At 64.2% G+C, this 16,325-nt stretch carries 12 protein-coding genes; 8 read left to right on the top strand and 4 right to left on the bottom strand.

Features of this window, described 5'->3' with window-relative positions; genetic code table 11:
- Positions 1 to 20: 20 nt before the first annotated feature.
- The 8 genes from B071_RS0108760 (at position 21) to B071_RS0108720 (ending at position 9,385) form a co-directional block, all read left to right on the top strand.
- Positions 21 to 1,724 carry a LuxR C-terminal-related transcriptional regulator gene (locus B071_RS0108760; RefSeq protein ID WP_018526723.1) on the top strand — a complete coding sequence of 568 codons (1,704 nt, stop codon included), beginning with the start codon at positions 21 to 23 and terminating at the stop codon, positions 1,722 to 1,724.
- 141 nt (positions 1,725 to 1,865) lie between these two features.
- The gene (locus B071_RS0108755; RefSeq protein WP_018526722.1) at positions 1,866 to 2,762 is read left to right on the top strand and encodes an OmpA family protein; all 897 of its coding nucleotides are present in this window, start codon (positions 1,866 to 1,868) and stop codon (positions 2,760 to 2,762) included.
- A gap of 325 nt (positions 2,763 to 3,087) precedes the next feature.
- Complete coding sequence (locus B071_RS18475) at positions 3,088 to 4,230, top strand: formylglycine-generating enzyme family protein (RefSeq protein ID WP_438829667.1); 1,143 nt, start codon at positions 3,088 to 3,090, stop codon at positions 4,228 to 4,230.
- A gap of 93 nt (positions 4,231 to 4,323) precedes the next feature.
- The gene (locus B071_RS0108740; RefSeq protein ID WP_018526720.1) at positions 4,324 to 4,710 is read left to right on the top strand and encodes a YlbF/YmcA family competence regulator; all 387 of its coding nucleotides are present in this window, start codon (positions 4,324 to 4,326) and stop codon (positions 4,708 to 4,710) included.
- Positions 4,711 to 4,746: 36 nt separating this feature from the next.
- Complete coding sequence (locus B071_RS0108735) at positions 4,747 to 5,118, top strand: YlbF/YmcA family competence regulator (protein WP_018526719.1); 372 nt, start codon at positions 4,747 to 4,749, stop codon at positions 5,116 to 5,118.
- Positions 5,119 to 5,158: 40 nt separating this feature from the next.
- A complete protein-coding gene (locus B071_RS0108730) occupies positions 5,159 to 5,998 on the top strand; it encodes a sulfide/dihydroorotate dehydrogenase-like FAD/NAD-binding protein (protein WP_018526718.1) in 840 nt (279 codons plus the stop codon).
- A complete protein-coding gene (gene gltA, locus B071_RS0108725) occupies positions 5,995 to 7,497 on the top strand; it encodes an NADPH-dependent glutamate synthase (RefSeq protein ID WP_018526717.1) in 1,503 nt (500 codons plus the stop codon). Before B071_RS0108730 ends, gltA begins: the two co-directional genes overlap by 4 nt.
- A gap of 151 nt (positions 7,498 to 7,648) precedes the next feature.
- Complete coding sequence (locus B071_RS0108720; RefSeq protein ID WP_018526716.1) at positions 7,649 to 9,385, top strand: sensor histidine kinase; 1,737 nt, start codon at positions 7,649 to 7,651, stop codon at positions 9,383 to 9,385.
- Positions 9,386 to 10,418: 1,033 nt separating this feature from the next.
- Here the strand turns inward: B071_RS0108720 and B071_RS16775 are convergent.
- The 4 genes from B071_RS16775 to pyrB all read right to left on the bottom strand — a co-directional run bounded on the left by B071_RS16775 (position 10,419) and on the right by pyrB (position 15,354).
- Complete coding sequence (locus B071_RS16775; protein WP_438829666.1) at positions 10,419 to 12,065, bottom strand: dihydroorotate dehydrogenase; 1,647 nt, start codon at positions 12,063 to 12,065, stop codon at positions 10,419 to 10,421.
- 26 nt (positions 12,066 to 12,091) lie between these two features.
- Positions 12,092 to 13,018, bottom strand: coding sequence for an orotidine-5'-phosphate decarboxylase (pyrF, locus tag B071_RS16770; RefSeq protein WP_018526713.1), 927 nt, complete (start codon positions 13,016 to 13,018; stop codon positions 12,092 to 12,094).
- Entirely contained in the window at positions 13,015 to 13,560 is a 546-nt protein-coding gene (locus B071_RS0108700) for an orotate phosphoribosyltransferase (RefSeq protein ID WP_438829665.1), read from the bottom strand. The genes pyrF and B071_RS0108700 overlap by 4 nt, the downstream gene beginning before the upstream one ends.
- A 204-nt stretch (positions 13,561 to 13,764) precedes the next feature.
- Positions 13,765 to 15,354 (bottom strand): aspartate carbamoyltransferase, encoded by a 1,590-nt coding sequence (gene pyrB / locus B071_RS0108695; RefSeq protein WP_018526711.1) that lies wholly within the window; start codon positions 15,352 to 15,354, stop codon positions 13,765 to 13,767.
- Positions 15,355 to 16,325 lie beyond the last annotated feature (971 nt).

Genomic DNA, 16,325 nt, shown 5'->3' with positions numbered 1-16,325 from the left:
GGTAGTATATTATCGAGGCAATGCTTATCAGAACCCCGGGATCTTCCCAGGACACCCCCTCCGGGCAGGAGCGTTCACCACGCCTGAAGGAGCTGGTGCGCGCCGTGGCCACCGGTGCGGAGGATTTCGAGCACCTCTCTCGTGCGTTGATGCCGCTCCTGCAACGTGCCAACGAGCTGCCGCCCCATATCGCGCTTGAACTCTCCACCGCGCTCATCGAGCTGGAGGCAGATAGCGCAGCAGACGACCAGTTGTACTCGCTGGTAAACAATCACGGTGCTGCAGCACTGGCACTGGCCAGGTCCGGTCAGATTCTGGCGGCTAACGCACCGGCATCGGCCCTGTTCGGCCTGGCAATTGGCGACGGGTTACGCGCATTGCAAATCAGCAGAGACGAGTTCGACCGCTTTGCCCGGCGTCTTGCAACAGCCCCCGGGGCGAGCCTGATTAAGGCCTTTTGCACCACACCATCCTCACGGAAGGTTCCGGTCCTCTTTTCCGGCACCTACAGCCCCGGATACCGGGCCTTTCTCCTCAGGGCACTCCAGAACTACTGGCCCCATTCGGTAGATCTTGCTCTGGCTGAGCTCTTTGGCCTCTCGGCAAGCGAGCGCGAAATTCTCAGCGGTCTCTCGTGCGGACAAACCAGCGAACAGATTGCGGCACAGCGCTTCCGCGCTATCGGGACGGTACGGCAGCAGATCAAGAGTATTTTGCAGAAACTGGGCGTGGATACGCAACTGGAGGCCGCAACCATGGCGGCCGCAGCTGCTGCTACCGCTGCGGCCCACGCAGATACGGTGGGCCTCAAACGTGGTCCACTCCCCCGGAACACCCGGGAGCTCCCCCTGGAACTTGGCAGTTTTCTCCGCGACGGCCGGCCCGTTGGATACCGGCGTTTTGGCGACCCTGCCGGCAAAGCGGTCATCCTGTTTCATGGCCCCTCCTTCGGTGCCGGTGAGTATGCTGCAGACAGACGATTGGCCCGGAAATACCACCTGGATGTCCACGCGGTAGAACGGCCCGGCTACGGACGAACAGAGGTTCCTCCCGCAGACGAGGATATCCTGAGCTGCCATGTCGGGGACCTCCAGGCGTATCTGGTGCAGTCAGCAATCACGCCGGCAGCTTTTCTGGCACATGAGGTTGGCCTCATCCCGGCCCTCGAGTGGCTTCGCCGATACCCTGGAGACCTGCGCTGCCTTCTTGGGGTGTCCGCCGCCCCGCCTTTCAGGGAACTGGAACAGATTGATGTCATGCCGGAGCACCAGGCAATCTTCATTCAGGCAGCGCGGCAGGCTCCGTGGCTGGCACGTCTCATGACCAGACTCCTCACCATCCGCACCCGGCGCCTGGGCGTGGAACGCTGGACCGATGTTATCTTCAAGGGGCTGGAACCGGACGCAGACGTCATGAAAGGGCCTGCTCTTCGCTCCGGNATCATNGGAAGCTACAGCTTCTACCTCAATCAACTTGGCGCCGGGTTCGAACTGGATCTGCGCATGATGCTGGACGATTGGAGCCCCCTGGTGTCNGGTTTGCAGGTCCCCACGCTTCTCATGCACGGTGAGCGTAATCCAACAACACCGCTCAACTATCTGGAAATTTTCCGGAGGCTCAACCCCGCCGTCTGCATAGAACCGGTCGACGGCGCCGGGCTCACACTGGCCGTCTCGCATCCGGAGCTGATATACCGGAGGCTTGCCGGATTTATTCAGTCATGAAAAACGGCGAAACCCTCCGGTGGCCGCTGATCTATATCCTGTCAGCACGAGAACTTTTCNCTTCTCTCCCGTGGTCGTGACCCGAAAAAACTTGACATATCGANCCCGGGGGGGAAGACTNATGTGGAAGGGAAGATAAAAATGGTTCGTTATACGATATATCTGGTCTTTGCACTGGGGGTGTGCCTTCCGGCCTTCGGCGAGGCACCGGAATGGACGCGGAGAACGCCCTTCTCCGACGATGCCTACTACGGAAAGGGCCANGGGCCCTCTCGGGATGCGGCTCTGGAATCGGCCCGGCAGGAAATCCTCCGCCAGTTGCGCGCCCAGGTCAGGACGGGTGCTACCGTGATCGGTGCAACGGATCCTCGTCTGCTCGAGACCCTGGCCCTGATGTCCTCCTTTTTTGAGGAGAATTCCCTCCGGGGATCAGTCGAACGGGAGACCCTGTCCCTGGGGGGGACCACCTGGGTCCTTCTGGAATACCCCGCACCCTCAGCACTCCACCTGATTCACGCTGCGGCGGTGCGCCACGCCCGGGAGNGCGGGTTCAATATTGCGGCGCTCCTGGAGGCGATCCGGAGCCGCGACGTGATCGAGGCCGTGCGCTTNCAGTGGAGNCTGAGCGAGCTCAACCTGGAAAACTACGACGGCGACAACATTCAGGTTGTCCAGACCCCCGAAATGATGCATATCACGATCTTCCAGTTTCTGCCCGAGACGGCCCGGCTCTCGCGGGAACACCAGGCAGCGCTCCGGTCCCTGACTTCCACCCTCTTCCAGGAACTCCAGGCCCTCTCCTACCGGGCTGTGGATGTTCTGGGCCACGCCAACCCCACGGGGGCGCCCGGAGAGGAGGCGGAGCTGCAGGAGCTTTCGCTGCAGCGCGCTCGTATCATGGCCGACAATCTGCGCGCCTCGGGTCTCGAAATCACCCGCGTTGCGGGGGCAGGCGGGGCTCAACCCCTGACCGACGGAACAACCCCCGAGGGGGGAGGGAGAAATCGCCGTGTTGAAATATCAATCCATTTTGAATAACCGCGCCCCCTCGGGGAGTTCGCTCCGGACATGGTCCCCTCCGNCCCGGGCAGGCCGGGTCTCTCTGGCGACGGCNTGTCTGGTTGCAACGGTACTGTTTCTGGTGGCCTGTGCCTCGACCTCCGAGGCTCCCGGCACGCAGGAAGAACCCCGTCCCGAGGCACAGCTGACGCGGGTTGCCCGGGAGAGCTACCCCTCCTGGGTGGAAGCTCCGCCCCGGGAGGATTCACAGGAGGAGTATTTCTTCGGCCTGGGGTCCGGCACAAGCCAGGCTGCAGCGGAGAAGCGGGCCAGCCAGGACATCGGACTCCAGGTCAGCCGGGCCATGAGGTCCCACCTGAGCCTCCGTACCCGCGATCCCCAGCGGTTTTTTCTGGACATATCCGACCATTTTCTGCACCCCCAGGCCCTCTCGGGCGAGCTCGCCCTCTATTCCCCTCGGGTCCGGGAGCACCATCAGGACAGCGCGGGCAACCATTGGGTGCTGGCTGCAACCAGAACCGATGCCCTCCTCGATGTTGCCGAGGCGATTCTCTGGAGCTACCGGCAGCCCTTCGGGTTTTCCCGGGAGACCCTGAAAGAAATTCTGGCTGAGCTGGAGACAACCCTGACCCGGCGCGACCGGTGGGTCCTGGAGGCGGAGCAGCCCTGGGTCAGCCCTCTGGGGTTTTCCTTCAGGGAGGTTCCCGCCGGAACCTTTCTCCGCGACGGATCCCCTGCGGGGGANACCCGCATCAGCCGCCCCTTCCTCATGGGGACCGTTCCGGTGACGCAGGAGCAGTTCACGCTGATCATGGGGGTAAATCCCAGCCATTTTTCCGACGCACCGGACAGCGGGAGACTGCCCGTGGAGCAGGTGAGCTGGTACGATGCGGTGGCCTTCGCCAACAAGCTCAGTATCGCCGAGGGGCTCGATCCCCTCTACCGCGTAGAGGGTGTGAACTTCGAGACCCTGACCTACCAGGATATCCCCCTGGCCCCCCACGAGGCGTGGGATGCCCTCACCGTCGACTGGTTCGGCGACGGCTACCGCCTGCCCACAGAGATGGAGTGGATGTGGGCCGCCCTGGGGGCCGACGCCCTGAATCCCCGGAAAGTAAACAGTCAGGGCTACGGCCAGCGTTTTGCCGGAGAGAGGGGCGCACCCGACGAGGGGGNGGCCATGGCCGACCACGCCTGGTTCAACAGCAACAGCGGGGGCACGCCCCGCCCTGTCGGCACCAGACNGCCAAATCAGCTNGGCCTCCACGATATGAGCGGCAACGTCTGGGAATGGACCCACGATTTCTGGGGCCCGCTCCCCCCGAACCCGCTCGAGGATTACCATAACCAGGAGCCCTCGCCTCTCAGNACGCTCCGGGGTGGCGGATGGATGAGCCTCTCCGTGAACCTGGCGGTGGCAAACCGCAGCGAGGGGGTTCCCCATTTCCGGTATTACGGCTACGGCCTCCGGCTGGTGAGACCCTGATCACCTTCCCGGAGGTTCCCCCGGCGGGAGGTGGTGAAAGAAAAGCTGATNGTGCTATCCTGCGGAGAGATTACGTACCAGGAGACACGCACCATGACCGCCGACACAGATCTGCCCAAAGCGGCCCATACCTTTGCCCGCGCCCTCAGGGAGTCCCCGGAATACCGGGAGTACCTCGCTGCGGCCGAGGCCTACCAGAACGACCCCGACGCCCAGCACCTCTTGCACCAGTTGCGGGAAGCCCAGCAGGGCAGTTGCGCCAGCGCCGGGAGCTGCAGCTCTTCCGGTTGCGGCGAGGCCCCTCCCTCGCTGGAAGCAGAAACACTCCAGGAAGAGGTTGACGCCAACCCCGTGCTTTCCCGCTTCTTCGCCTCCCAGGAGGAGCTGGTTACCCTTGTTCGCTCCGCCAATGCCCGCCTCACCGAGTGCCTGGGCTTCGACCTGGCAGAACTCACCAAAACGGCCGGCGGCTGCTGCTGACCAGCCCGGGGAGCGATNCCCCGGAAAGGATATACCATGACCCAGGAACTACAACAGGCAACAGAGGATCTGGCCAGGGCACTGGAACAGGAAGAGCTGGTCCGGGAATACCAGGACGCGTCGCGGGAGTTTCAGGAAAACCGGGANCTCCTGACACTGCGCCAGGAGTATACCCGGCTGGCCCAGGCCCTTCATAACAAGCAGATCGATGGAACCCTCACCCAGGAGGATATCACCGGGATACGATCGCTCCAGTCGGAGATGCAGAACCACCCGGCCATGAAATCCTTTCTTGAGGTCCGGGAAAAAACGGTGGAGCTTCTCTCCGCCACAACCCACAGTATCAGCCAGGTGGTGGGATTCGATTTTTCGGCAACTGCAGCACCCCCTTCTTCCTGCTGCGGATAACCCTGCCGATACCCTTGCCTGCACAGAGGAGGCGCGCAACATGCACACCCTTGTCAAGAAAGAGCAGCTCTCGGAGCTGGTATACCGCTTCGAGCTTGAGGCTCCCCTGATCGCCCGGGGGCGGAAACCGGGCCAGTTTGTGCTGATCCAGACAGATCTGGAGTTTGGCGAGCGAATTCCCCTGACCATCGCCGACGCAAACCCCGAGGCGGGGACGATCACCCTGATCTTTCANGCTGTGGGGGCCACCACCCGGAACCTGGCAACCCTCCAGGAGGGCCAGACGATCCCCGCGATCCTGGGNCCNCTGGGCCAGCCNTCTCATATCGAGCGGGTGGGCCACGTGGTCTGCGTCTGCGGCGGGATCGGCGCTGCCCCCATGTACCCCATCGCCCAGGAGCTGCGGCGTCTGGGCAACCGCCTCACCATTATCATCGGAGCNCGTACGGCGAAGCTCCTTATCCTGGAAGAGGAACTGCGCGCCNTGGCAGATGAGCTCCTGGTGGTAACCGACGACGGAAGCGCCGGNCGAAAGGCGCTGGTAACGGAGCCTCTCCAGGAACTTTGCCGGAGCGGCGATTCTCCTGTGGATCAGGTCTTTGTGATAGGCCCNCCCATCATGATGAAGTTCGCCGCCGAAACGACCCGCCCCTTCGCCGTTCCCACCGTGGTGAGCCTGAATACCATCATGGTGGACGGCACGGGTATGTGCGGCGGGTGTCGCGTAACTGTGGGGGATGAAACCCGCTTTGTCTGTGTGGACGGCCCCGAGTTCGACGGCCATCTGGTTGATTTTGACAATATGATGAAACGCCTCCAGAGTTTCAGGGATCAGGAGAGAGGCGCCCGCGATATCTGCCGTCAGGGAGGAACCTCATGAGCCACCAGACCCCCGAAGAACTCCGGCGTAGTGCAGAGAAAGAATGGGAGGTCCTCCGGGAACGGCTGCACCAGGCACCCCTGAAACCGAAGGAACGCATGGCCCTGCCCCAGCAGGAGATGCCCGCCCAGGATCCCCGGGAACGGCGGTGCAATATGGAAGAGGTCGCCCTGGGCTACACCGAGGAACAGGCCCGGATNGAGGCAGAGCGCTGCCTCCAGTGCCCCACNGCCCCCTGTATTGCCGGGTGTCCCGTGGCGATCGATATTCCCCGCTTCATCGGCGAGATAACCCGGGGAGACTACCAGGCAGCGCTGGAGGTTATCCGGGAAACGAGCCTGCTCCCCTCGATCTGCGGCCGNGTCTGCCCCCAGGAGGTCCAGTGCCAGGCCCCCTGCACCGTGGGCAAGGCCCTGAAGGACCCCTTCGCCTCGGTCTCTATCGGCCGTCTGGAACGATTTGTGGCGGACCGGGCTGCAGGAAGCTCCCGGGCTCCCCGGGTGCAACCCGATACGGGACGCCGCGTGGCGATCATCGGGAGTGGTCCCGCCAGCATCACCGCCGCCGCCGATATCCGGCGCGAGGGCCACGCCGTTACGATCTTCGAGGCCTTCCATAAACCCGGAGGGGTTCTGGTCTACGGCATCCCCGAGTTCCGACTGCCCAAACGGATCGTTCAGGATGAACTGGCAACGCTGGAGGCGATGGGTGTCTCGATCGTCCCCAACTTTCTGGTGGGGCGCACCCGCACGCTGAAGCAACTTCTGGAGGAGGATGGCTTCGACGCGGTCTTTATCGGCAGCGGGGCGGGCCTGCCCAAGTTCATGCACATCGAGGGGGAGAACCTGGTGGGGGTCTTCTCGGCCAACGAGTTTCTCACCCGAAGCAACCTCATGAAGGCCTACAACCGCGACGAGGCGGCCACACCGATCTTCGATGCTCCCGTGGTGGCCGTTCTCGGGGGAGGAAACGTGGCCATGGATGCGGCGCGCACGGCGGTGCGGCTCGGCGCGAGGGAGGTTCACCTCTTCTACCGCCGGACCCGGGCAGAGATGCCCGCCCGGGCCGAGGAGGTCGACCACGCCGAGGAAGAGGGGGTGATCTTTCACTTTCTCCGGAGCCCCACCCGCATTCTGGGGGACCAGGACGACCGGGTTCAGGCGATCGAGGTGCTGGAGTACGAGCTGGGAGAACCCGACGAATCGGGCCGGCGCCGGCCCGTGGCGGTTCCCGGGAGCGAGTACACCGTTCCGGTGAACGCCGTGATCGTCTCTATCGGGAACGATTCGAACCCCCTCCTGACAGCCACAACCCCGGAGCTGGAAACCAACCGCTGGGGAAACATCGTTGCCGACGAGACAGGAAAGACCAGCATGGACCGGGTCTTCGCCGGAGGCGATATCGTCCTGGGGGCGGCCACGGTGATTCTGGCCATGGGGCAGGGACGGAGCGCGGCGCGGTCGATCAATGCCATGCTCGCGGAAGACCGGGAGCGCTGACACCGAACCAGACCCGGGACGGAGCCTGCAGGTCCCTTTCTGACCGGCAGGCCCGTCCCGTTTTTTTTCTGTCCTGTTTCTCTGCCCTTCCGTCCCTATATTTGACCTTTTTCTGAAAGCGACCTACACTCGCCACAAGGGAGCTTCCGGCGTGGAACCATTCAAGAATCCTGCCTTCTTTTACCAGCTCTTCCAGGGGATACCCGAAGCTGCCGCCGTTCTGGACGATCACGACCGGGTTATTACGGTGAACCGCCGCTTCGAAACCTTCTTCGGGTACCCCTGCGCGGCCATCAGGGGGCGCTACATCAACGATCTCATCGTCTCCGACGAACAGGCCCGGGAGGCCGAGGCCTACTCCCGGATCGTCCTTTCGGGGACACCCCTCGCGGTGAACGCCATCAGAACCCACGCCGACGGCACCCCCCTGGAAGTGTCCATCTCGGCTCGACCCATCTTTCTGGAGGGAAAGCAGGAAGCCCTCTTTGTGATGTACCGCGATATCAGCGACCAGGTAATCCTCCTGGACAGCGTAGATATCCACATCTGGTATCTTTCCGGGCCCGACACCTACGGAGCCATCAACGATGCCCACGCCCGCTTCCTGGGGCGCCCCAAGGGGGAAATCCAGCACCACCCCATTGAGACCGCCGCCTTCCGCGACGGAAACCGGGAGGTTTTCTCCTCGGCCACAGAAATCACGGAAGAACGCTGGGCCCCCAGGGCCGATGGTGCCCGGCGGCTCCTGAAAATAACCAAAAAACCCCGGTTCGACCGGGAAGGACGCATAAAATACGTGGTCTGCACCGCCCGGGACACCACCGAGGAACGGGAGCAGGAAAACTCCCTGCGCCTTCTCTCTTCCATGGTAGAGCGAAGCGCCGACCCCATGATCCGAACCGATGCAAACCACCGGATCACCTACCTGAATCCCGCTGCGGAAAAGCATCTCGGCTGGACCACCGGGGAAGTACGGGGGAAGAGCCCCGGCATCTTCAATGCCGAGGAGCAGGCCCAGGAAATTCAGCAGGAAATCCTCGAGACGATCAGGTCGGGACAGACCTACCAGGGGCGCTTGCGGAACCGTCGCAAGGACGGCAGCACCTTCGTGGCCCAGATCAAGATATCGCCCATCACCGATCGTCAGGGGCAGATCATCGGCTACGTGGACATACAGCACGACGTCTCGGCCGATCAGGAGGAGCTGGAGACCAGGGACCTCCTGCTCAAGGAGGTGCAACACCGGGTCAAGAATAACCTGGCCACCGTGGTGAGCCTCCTCTCGCTCCAGGCGACACAGCAGGAGGACTCCTCCGTCACCGGCGCCCTGGAGGACGCACGCCGCCGGATCGAGGCGGTTCTTACGGTCTACGAATCGCTCCACCAGGAGTCGTCCTCCGAAGAGGTCCGGCTCTCACGCTACCTGGAAGAGATCGTCCGAAAACTGAGAGATTCCTTCGATTCGTCCCTGGCCTTTTCCTTCCACTGGGACCAGCGGGAGATCACCGTGGACAGCAGCACCGCCATCGCCCTGGGAATGATCGTGAACGAACTTCTGACAAACGCCGTGAAACACGCCTTTCCCCGGCAGGATCAGACGCAAGGAACGGTGGATGTCTTTCTGGAAACCCCCGAGCCAGGAGAGAGACACCTCTTGCGGGTACGCAATAACGGGGCCCCTCTGCCGGACCACCTGGAGCCGGGGGGGGCCGGCTCCGGTCTGGGGCTCACCCTGGTCCAGAGCCTGGCCCGGAAAGTCCGGGGCGCCCTGGCGATCCACCGGGAGGAGGAACCCTGCTTCGCCATCACCTTTCCCGCGGTCCTGCCGGGGGTTTCGGCGGCCCCCACCAGGGCCTCTCAGCAGGACGCACACCACGGCCCTGAATAGGGGTCGAGGGGGTATTCCCGGGCGAGCTCCCGGTACTCAGCCGCTCCAAAGGCGCCCTCCCGGGCCAGCGGGTTCGGGCGGAGCAGATCCCGGGGCAGGTCAAAGACCTCCCGGACCGTGCCGCCCGTGATCGCCTCGAACCGTTCCGGTGAGACCAGACCCCGCAGGAGCTCCTCGGCAGCACGACGAAACCCGGGGATCCCCGGGAGGCCCGCCGCACCCTCGGCCTTGTCGCGGGCCGTGTGCGGCGCGTGATCGCTCTCGAGCCACGCCAGGTCGCCCCGCACCAGAGACTGCACCAGCTCGCTCCGGGACTTCTCGCTGCGCAGGGGAGGGTTCACGATCTGCCGGTCCTCCCGGGTAAGCATCAGATGGTGCGGTGTGGCCGCCCCGGTGAGGCGGAAGGGGAGCCCCGGGCCCTCGGCAGCGATGATCCGCGCCGTCTCGGGGAGTGTCACGTGGGCGATGTGGAGGGTCCCCCGGAACCCTGCTGCCTCGGCCAGGGCGATCTGGGTCTGAACCGAGGCGATCTCGGCCAGACCGGGCCGCGCGTCGGACCAGGTCTCGGGCCTGTCCCGGCTGAACCGCTCCGGTTCCAGCAGATCTTCCCGCTCGGCATGAACGGTCACTACCCCCCGGTACCCGGCGCCAGCCAGGGTTTTCCAGACCAGATCCTGTTCGNCCACGGTAACAACTCCCATGCGACCCGTGCTGTGACCCGCAAAAAGCTTGAGCCCCACCACCCGGGGAAAGAGCTCATCCCGGGCCGCTGCAATNTGCCGCACCTGGTCGGGGTCCGCCGTGATTCCACCGTAGATTCCGTGNAAGAGCCCCCCGGCNCCATCCAGCGATTCCANGGCCCGGTCGGCGTCGGCGATACGCCGCTGCAACGTCTCCCGGCTGGTCATGGCCGGGTCGGTGTTGGGCATCTCGAAGACCGCCGAAAGCCCTGCCCGCCAGGCCACGGAAAAACCGTGGGCCAGGGTCTCTTTNTGCGACTGCGCCCAGTCGCGGAGGTGTACGTGGGGATCGATCACGGGGAGACTCCTTCCCGGTATTGCCGGGCCGTTACAAAGGTTCCGTACATACAGGTGAGGTTTCCCCCGCACTGGCAGGCACCGCAGAGCCCCACACCGCAGAGCATGGTCTGCTCCAGGGAGAGCCAGATCCGCTCGGGGGGTATCCCCGCCAGCTCGGCCTCCCGGGCGGCCGCTTCCATGAAGGGCTCGGGCCCCACCACGTAGCAGGAGACTCCCCCTGCACCACCCAGGGNGCCCACTTCCTGCTCCAGGTGCCGGAGCACCCTGGCCTGCTCTCCCTCGTCCCGGACGATCCGCAGGTTGTCCTCTCCGGAAAGGACGGCCCCGAAGGTCCCGGCCAGGGGCGTTTCCGTGTCATCCCGGCGAAGTCCCACAAGAACTCGCAGGGGGATCTTCCGGTCTGTCAGCTCCCGGGCCAGGGCAGGAAGCACGGCCGTGCCGCTGCCGGCACCGATCAGAAGCGCACCCCGGGGAACCTCCCGGGAGCTCTCCCGGGGAAGCCCCTCGCCGTAGGGGCCGCGAAGATAGACCGTATCGCCCGCCTCGACCTGCCCCAGGGCTCTGGAGAAGGGCCCCCGGCGATGCACCAGAAAGCGCAGCGGATCGGCATCGGCCGGAGAAAAGGGTTTTTCCCCCACCCCGGGGAGCCACAGAAAGCACACCTGTCCGGCCCGATACGACAGGGAGCCCTCCAGGGTTATCTCGCAGAGGGAATCGTCCAGATCCTTCCGGTGGACCACCCTGAAGGGCGTGAAGGCCATGCCCGCCGCCGCCTTTCCCGGAGGGCACACTGCTCCCGGAACCCCCGCCAGGNACCGGAGCAGCTCCGGCCANTCCCGCTGGTGATAGCGCGCAAGGACGCTGCCAACCCCCACGGTCGTGGCCCCCAGGGACATGAGGGCGCACACGTCCTCGCGGGTTTCAACGCCCCCCATCCCGATGAGGGGAATNCCGGGCCCCAGGGCACGGCGAATCTCGGCCACGCACTCCCGGGCGCGCTCACGAATCCAGCGTCCGCTCTTCCCGCCCCGTCCTCCCAGGGGGTTCGAGAGGATCGACGCCCCCGAGTGGGGCTCGTAGTAGGCCTGGGGGTCTGCCGTATTGATCGCCACGATTCCCCGGGCNCCCCCCTCCACCGCCGCCCGGGCGATCCTGCCCGGATCNGGCGCATCNGGAGTCAGCTTGGCGTAGACGGGCACCGAACCCGCTTCGGCGCAGACCGCCGCCGTGTATTCCCTCACCAGGGCCGGGTCGCTCCCGATCGCTGCACCGTAGCCCCCNCTGGCGTGGGGGCAGGAGAAGTTCAGCTCCAGCATGTCCGCAGAGGGAGCCAGCTCCCGGGCCAGCAGGGCAAACTCTTCGGCCGANCCTCCCGCCAGGGATATATTCAGACGACACCTGGCAGGCCAGTCCTTCCTCAGNGGCGCCAGCGCCCGCAGCTCCCGCACCGTCTCGGCCAGCCCGGGGTTCCGCAACCCCACGGCGTTGCCGAAGGAACCCGGTTCGGGCTCGGTCAGGATCGGTTCCCGGTTTCCCGGGTTCGGTTCCACCTGGATACTCTTGGTTGTGAGGATCGACACCAGGGTGTTCCGGGCAAACCAGTCCAGCATGGCGGGGTTGGTGGAGGCTACGCCGCTCACCGTGGCCAGGGGCACTTCCCGGAAACTCACGCCGNAACCTCGCCATCCCCGATCGCCAGGGCNTGATGCATCGAACGATAGGCTCCTGCCAGGGCCTCCCTCCGTTCTTTTCGTCTCCGNGGNGCCTCGGCGGGAAACCAGGGGAAGAGAATGCCCCGNGAGGCGTTCACCCGCACCAGCTCCAGGGGATACCCGGCAGAACGGAGGACCTCCAGGGTTGCCTCGGCGGAACCGCCCTGTTTTCCCACGCCCGGGATCAGAAGCGGCACCGGCGCGGCGGCGAGGTCCGCCACAATCTGCCGAAGTTCCTCAAGAGCCGTGGCGCCCACGACGATTCCTGCTCCGGGAAAGGCGCTGCTCCATTCCTGAACGACCCGGACCACCTCGCGAAAGAGAGGAACCTCTCCCCGGGACGTGGCTGCCGGAAGGTTCTGAAACCGCGCGGCCCCGGGATTGCTCGTCCGGGCCAGGGCGTAGACGCCCCGTCCCTCACAGAAAAAGGGGTTCACCGAGTCGTCGCCCATCCAGGGCGAGACCGTCACCGCCTGGGCACCCCAGACCTGAAAGGCCTCGCGGGCGTAGTTTTCGCTGGACCGGGCGATGTCGCCGCGTTTGCTGTCCAGGATCACCGGGATATGNCCGTGGCGCTCTTCCAGGAGATCCAGAATTTTCGCCAGCGTGCGCGACCCCTGGTAATTCCCCTGGCGAGGCCGATCCAGGGCGTGGAAATACCCCAGATTCGGCTTGTACGCTCCCGGCAGGAGCCCCGACTGGTCCACCACATCCAGAAAATCCTGAAGGTGCTCCAGGATCACCTCCTCCGGAGGGGGCCCTCCCAGTTGCGGTTCCTCCCGGCCGCACCCGAGCCATTCCAGCACGGGATCGATACCAACGCAGAGGAGAGACCCTGCCCGAACTGCCGACTCCCGGAGCGTATCACGATAATTGTTCATCGCCCTTCTCCCCATCCGAAGGGATCCTCCCGCCACCGGCGGATCGTCTCCATATCTTCCTGACTCANACCGCCGTCTTCGGCCGCCACACCCAGGAGAAACTCCAGATCAAAGATCGTCCAGAGCGGACAGGGCGGGGCGAGGCGCGANAAGGNTCGGGGGGCTTCGTCAAAGCCGTAGGAGAAAATGGCCCCGCACCCCACAAGGTTGGCCCCCGCCTCCTGGAGCGCTTCGGCCGCAGCCAGGGCGCTCCCTCCGGTGGAGATCAGGTCTTCCACGAGCAGAACCGAACGGCCCGCCAGGGGTTTCTCCAGGAGCGCCTCCTCCCTGCTGAGTCCTTCGATCTTTCGGGCCAGCCCGTGACCCTTCACGCTGGACCGGACGTAATAGAAATCGATACCCAGGGCCTCGGCCAGAACCGCCGCAGGGGCAATCCCCGCGCTGGCTGTCCCCGCCACGGCCTGAATGGAATCAGCCGCGCCCAGACCGGCGTGAGCCAGAAAGCCCGCACGAACCAGGGCCCGGCCACGGGGATAGCGCATGAGCAACCTGTTGTCGTTATAGATCGGCATGCGGTACCCCGAGGCCCAGGTGAAGGGCTCTTCCGGGGAGAGCCGTACCGCCCCGATCTCCAGGGCGAAGGCCGCTATCTCGCGCCGCACCGTTTCAGCATTCTGTTCCGTCCCGCTCTGGTCATCTCTCATTATCTCGTCTCCCTTGCTGTGTCCGCCCCTTCTGCGGATAGATCATTTCCATATGTCCTGAAAGCTGTGGGTTCTGCTGCAATAGGCACAGCTGTACTGGTCCGTGCCGGTTCGCCGGAACCGGGGGATAATCTGCTCGCCGTTGGCGGGGTGGGTGATACAGGCCTCGTTCCGGCAGACCAGCTCGGGCAACTCCGCAATCCTCAGGGGAAAACCCAGACGAATCTTCCGTTGCACCTCGCCGTGGCGTATCACGTTCACCGTTGCTCCCGGGACAACGGCGGCCAGCTTTCTGATCATCGTCTCGTCGGGCACGGGGTGCCCCGGCCGAAAGAGCAGTCCCTTGGTCCCGCTCTTCTCGCCCGTGGAAACCCACTCTCCTCCCGGTCCGTGGAGNTCCATGACCCGGATCAGCGTTGCCAGGTGTTCCCTGATCGCCGGAGCGGAATCCCCGGCGCAGACGTGGTCCAGCACCAGACCATCGCGAATCGGCCTGATTCCCTCGGAATACCGCTTGGGGCCCGATCCATCCAGGGGAAGTTCGGTGATGCACTGCTCCTCCTCCACCGGGACAGAACCCAGAGGGCCCTGGTAGTCCTGACCGATTCGCCCCCCCAGCATCGCCAGCAGAACGATTCGCACGATCCAGCCGTTGGCAGACTGCCGTTCCCAGCCGTTCAGCTCGGTATCGTCCAGCGCAACAGGAATGGTGGGATACTCCCGATGTCTCGGCAGGGGATGGTAAAACCGAGTTCCCGGGGGCACCTTCCCCCTGTCGGCGGGATCGAAGGTGATGGCCGCCCGGAGTTCACCCTGACGCCGGAGAATCCTGTCTCCCATCCGCTCCAGCTGGGGCCTGGTAAAATACCACTGGGGGGCCACACCCCCCACGCCGCTACCCGACGAGAGGTACTCCGCGATAGACCCGTACTCGCGCACCTGAAACCCCTGATTCCGCATCTCTTCCACGTAGTGGGCCGGCATGGAGAGCTCCCGGGGCGCCACCAGATCAACCAGGACCTCCTGAAACAACCCGAGACCGCGTACCTTGGAGTGNACGGTCCTGCCGTGATAGAGATCGCCCACCAGAGCAAGGTGGATCTTCTCGTGAGACCAGTTCAGGTCTTCCAGAAAGGTAAACTCGTCCAGCAATTCCTGGGTGGGGTGTTCGTGACGCCCGTCACCGGCGTTGATGAAGGAAACGGGCCAGGGGAGGCTGTGCCTCCGCCGGTACTCCTGCAGGCGTTCTTCAAGATGCCGGCAGACCCCCTCCAGGCGACTGCGCACCACAAATATCCTGTTTCCGTAGCCCACCAGGTTGGAAAAGGTGTCCAGGTAACTCTCTGATTTGTTGAACGACGAGCTCTCGGCGTTGAACTCGGAGAACTTCATGCGGTGAAAATGGGCCGCGTTCTTGAAGGACTCCCGGGTGCGGGTGCTGTCCTCCAGGAAGACCTCGTAGAACCCGAAATCNGGATCGTTTATCCTGAAGCGGTCCAGCCCGGACTGGTCACCCGCTGCCATGGCCTCCTTCAGGCGTCGCGCCTGCTGGTACAGATACAGCCGCTCCTGGTGGTTCATGTCCTCGATAACTGCCAGGGACCTTCCCACAAAGGGGGCGTGACCGCTCATGGTCTGCCTCCTCGTGCCGGTTGTCCCCACTCCCCGACGGGGCACCTGCCCGGGGCGGAGGACAAAAAAAATGGCACCGGAAATTCCGGTGCCACCATTTCAACAGGAACAACAGGNCCGCCTGTGGACCTTCGCCGTTCCGAACAATGTTCTGTAAACCAGCCCCGCCAGGGGCACTCAATCGTGATCATATTGAGACCTGAGGCTATCCGGGGTTCGTCGGGGTGTCAAGCCCTCGCGCACCGGGGCCAGCCACCTGAACGCNTGGTGCGCACGATTCGCAGCCCCAGGACTCACCCTCCAGCCCCACCCGGGAGCCGCGTTACCCCTCGTCCCCCACCTCGGTCTCATCCTCGGGGTTCTGGGGCTTGTTGCTGCTGATCAGCGCCGCCAGGGGATCATCGGTTGCCAGGATCTCCCGAATCCGGAAGAACCGCATGTTTTCCCGATCCTGCTGCTCCTGGGGNGAGGCCCGCAGATAATCCTGGTAGTTCTGCAATTCGCCGTAGAGCCGTGAAAAGCGATCGTGCCAGGTCAGNGCCGCCTGCTGGTGGCGGGCAAGATAGTCCAGGAGTTCCGCCCGATCCACCTCCTGCAACCGCGCCTCGGCCTCCCGGGGGGTATCGTAGACCCCCACCAGAAGGGTATGCCACAGGGAAAACCAGACAAACTGGGGTTTCCGGTGATCCGATCCCGCGCACCCCGGGCAATAGAGTTCCTCCCGGATCACGCCGCTGAGAATGGGCGACCCCTGAATGAGATCCCCCACGTGATACTCCCGGAGCCCCGGCTCAAAAACCTTGGTCTGAACCTCCGTAATGGCGGTCCTGCAATTTACGCACGCCCGGGGAGGGTCAAACCGCACGGTGTCAAAAATACCCATGCCCCTATGGTAGTACGCCTTGGGCAGGACCGCAAGATCTCTTTGGTGAGACCCTCGGGCACACCCCCTTGATCAGCCCCCTGGTCCC

Source organism: Alkalispirochaeta alkalica DSM 8900, from assembly GCF_000373545.1.
Taxonomy (GTDB): domain Bacteria; phylum Spirochaetota; class Spirochaetia; order DSM-27196; family Alkalispirochaetaceae; genus Alkalispirochaeta; species Alkalispirochaeta alkalica.
The sequence above is the reverse complement of the archived record's forward strand: the minus strand, read 5'-3'. Positions and strand labels throughout refer to the sequence as shown.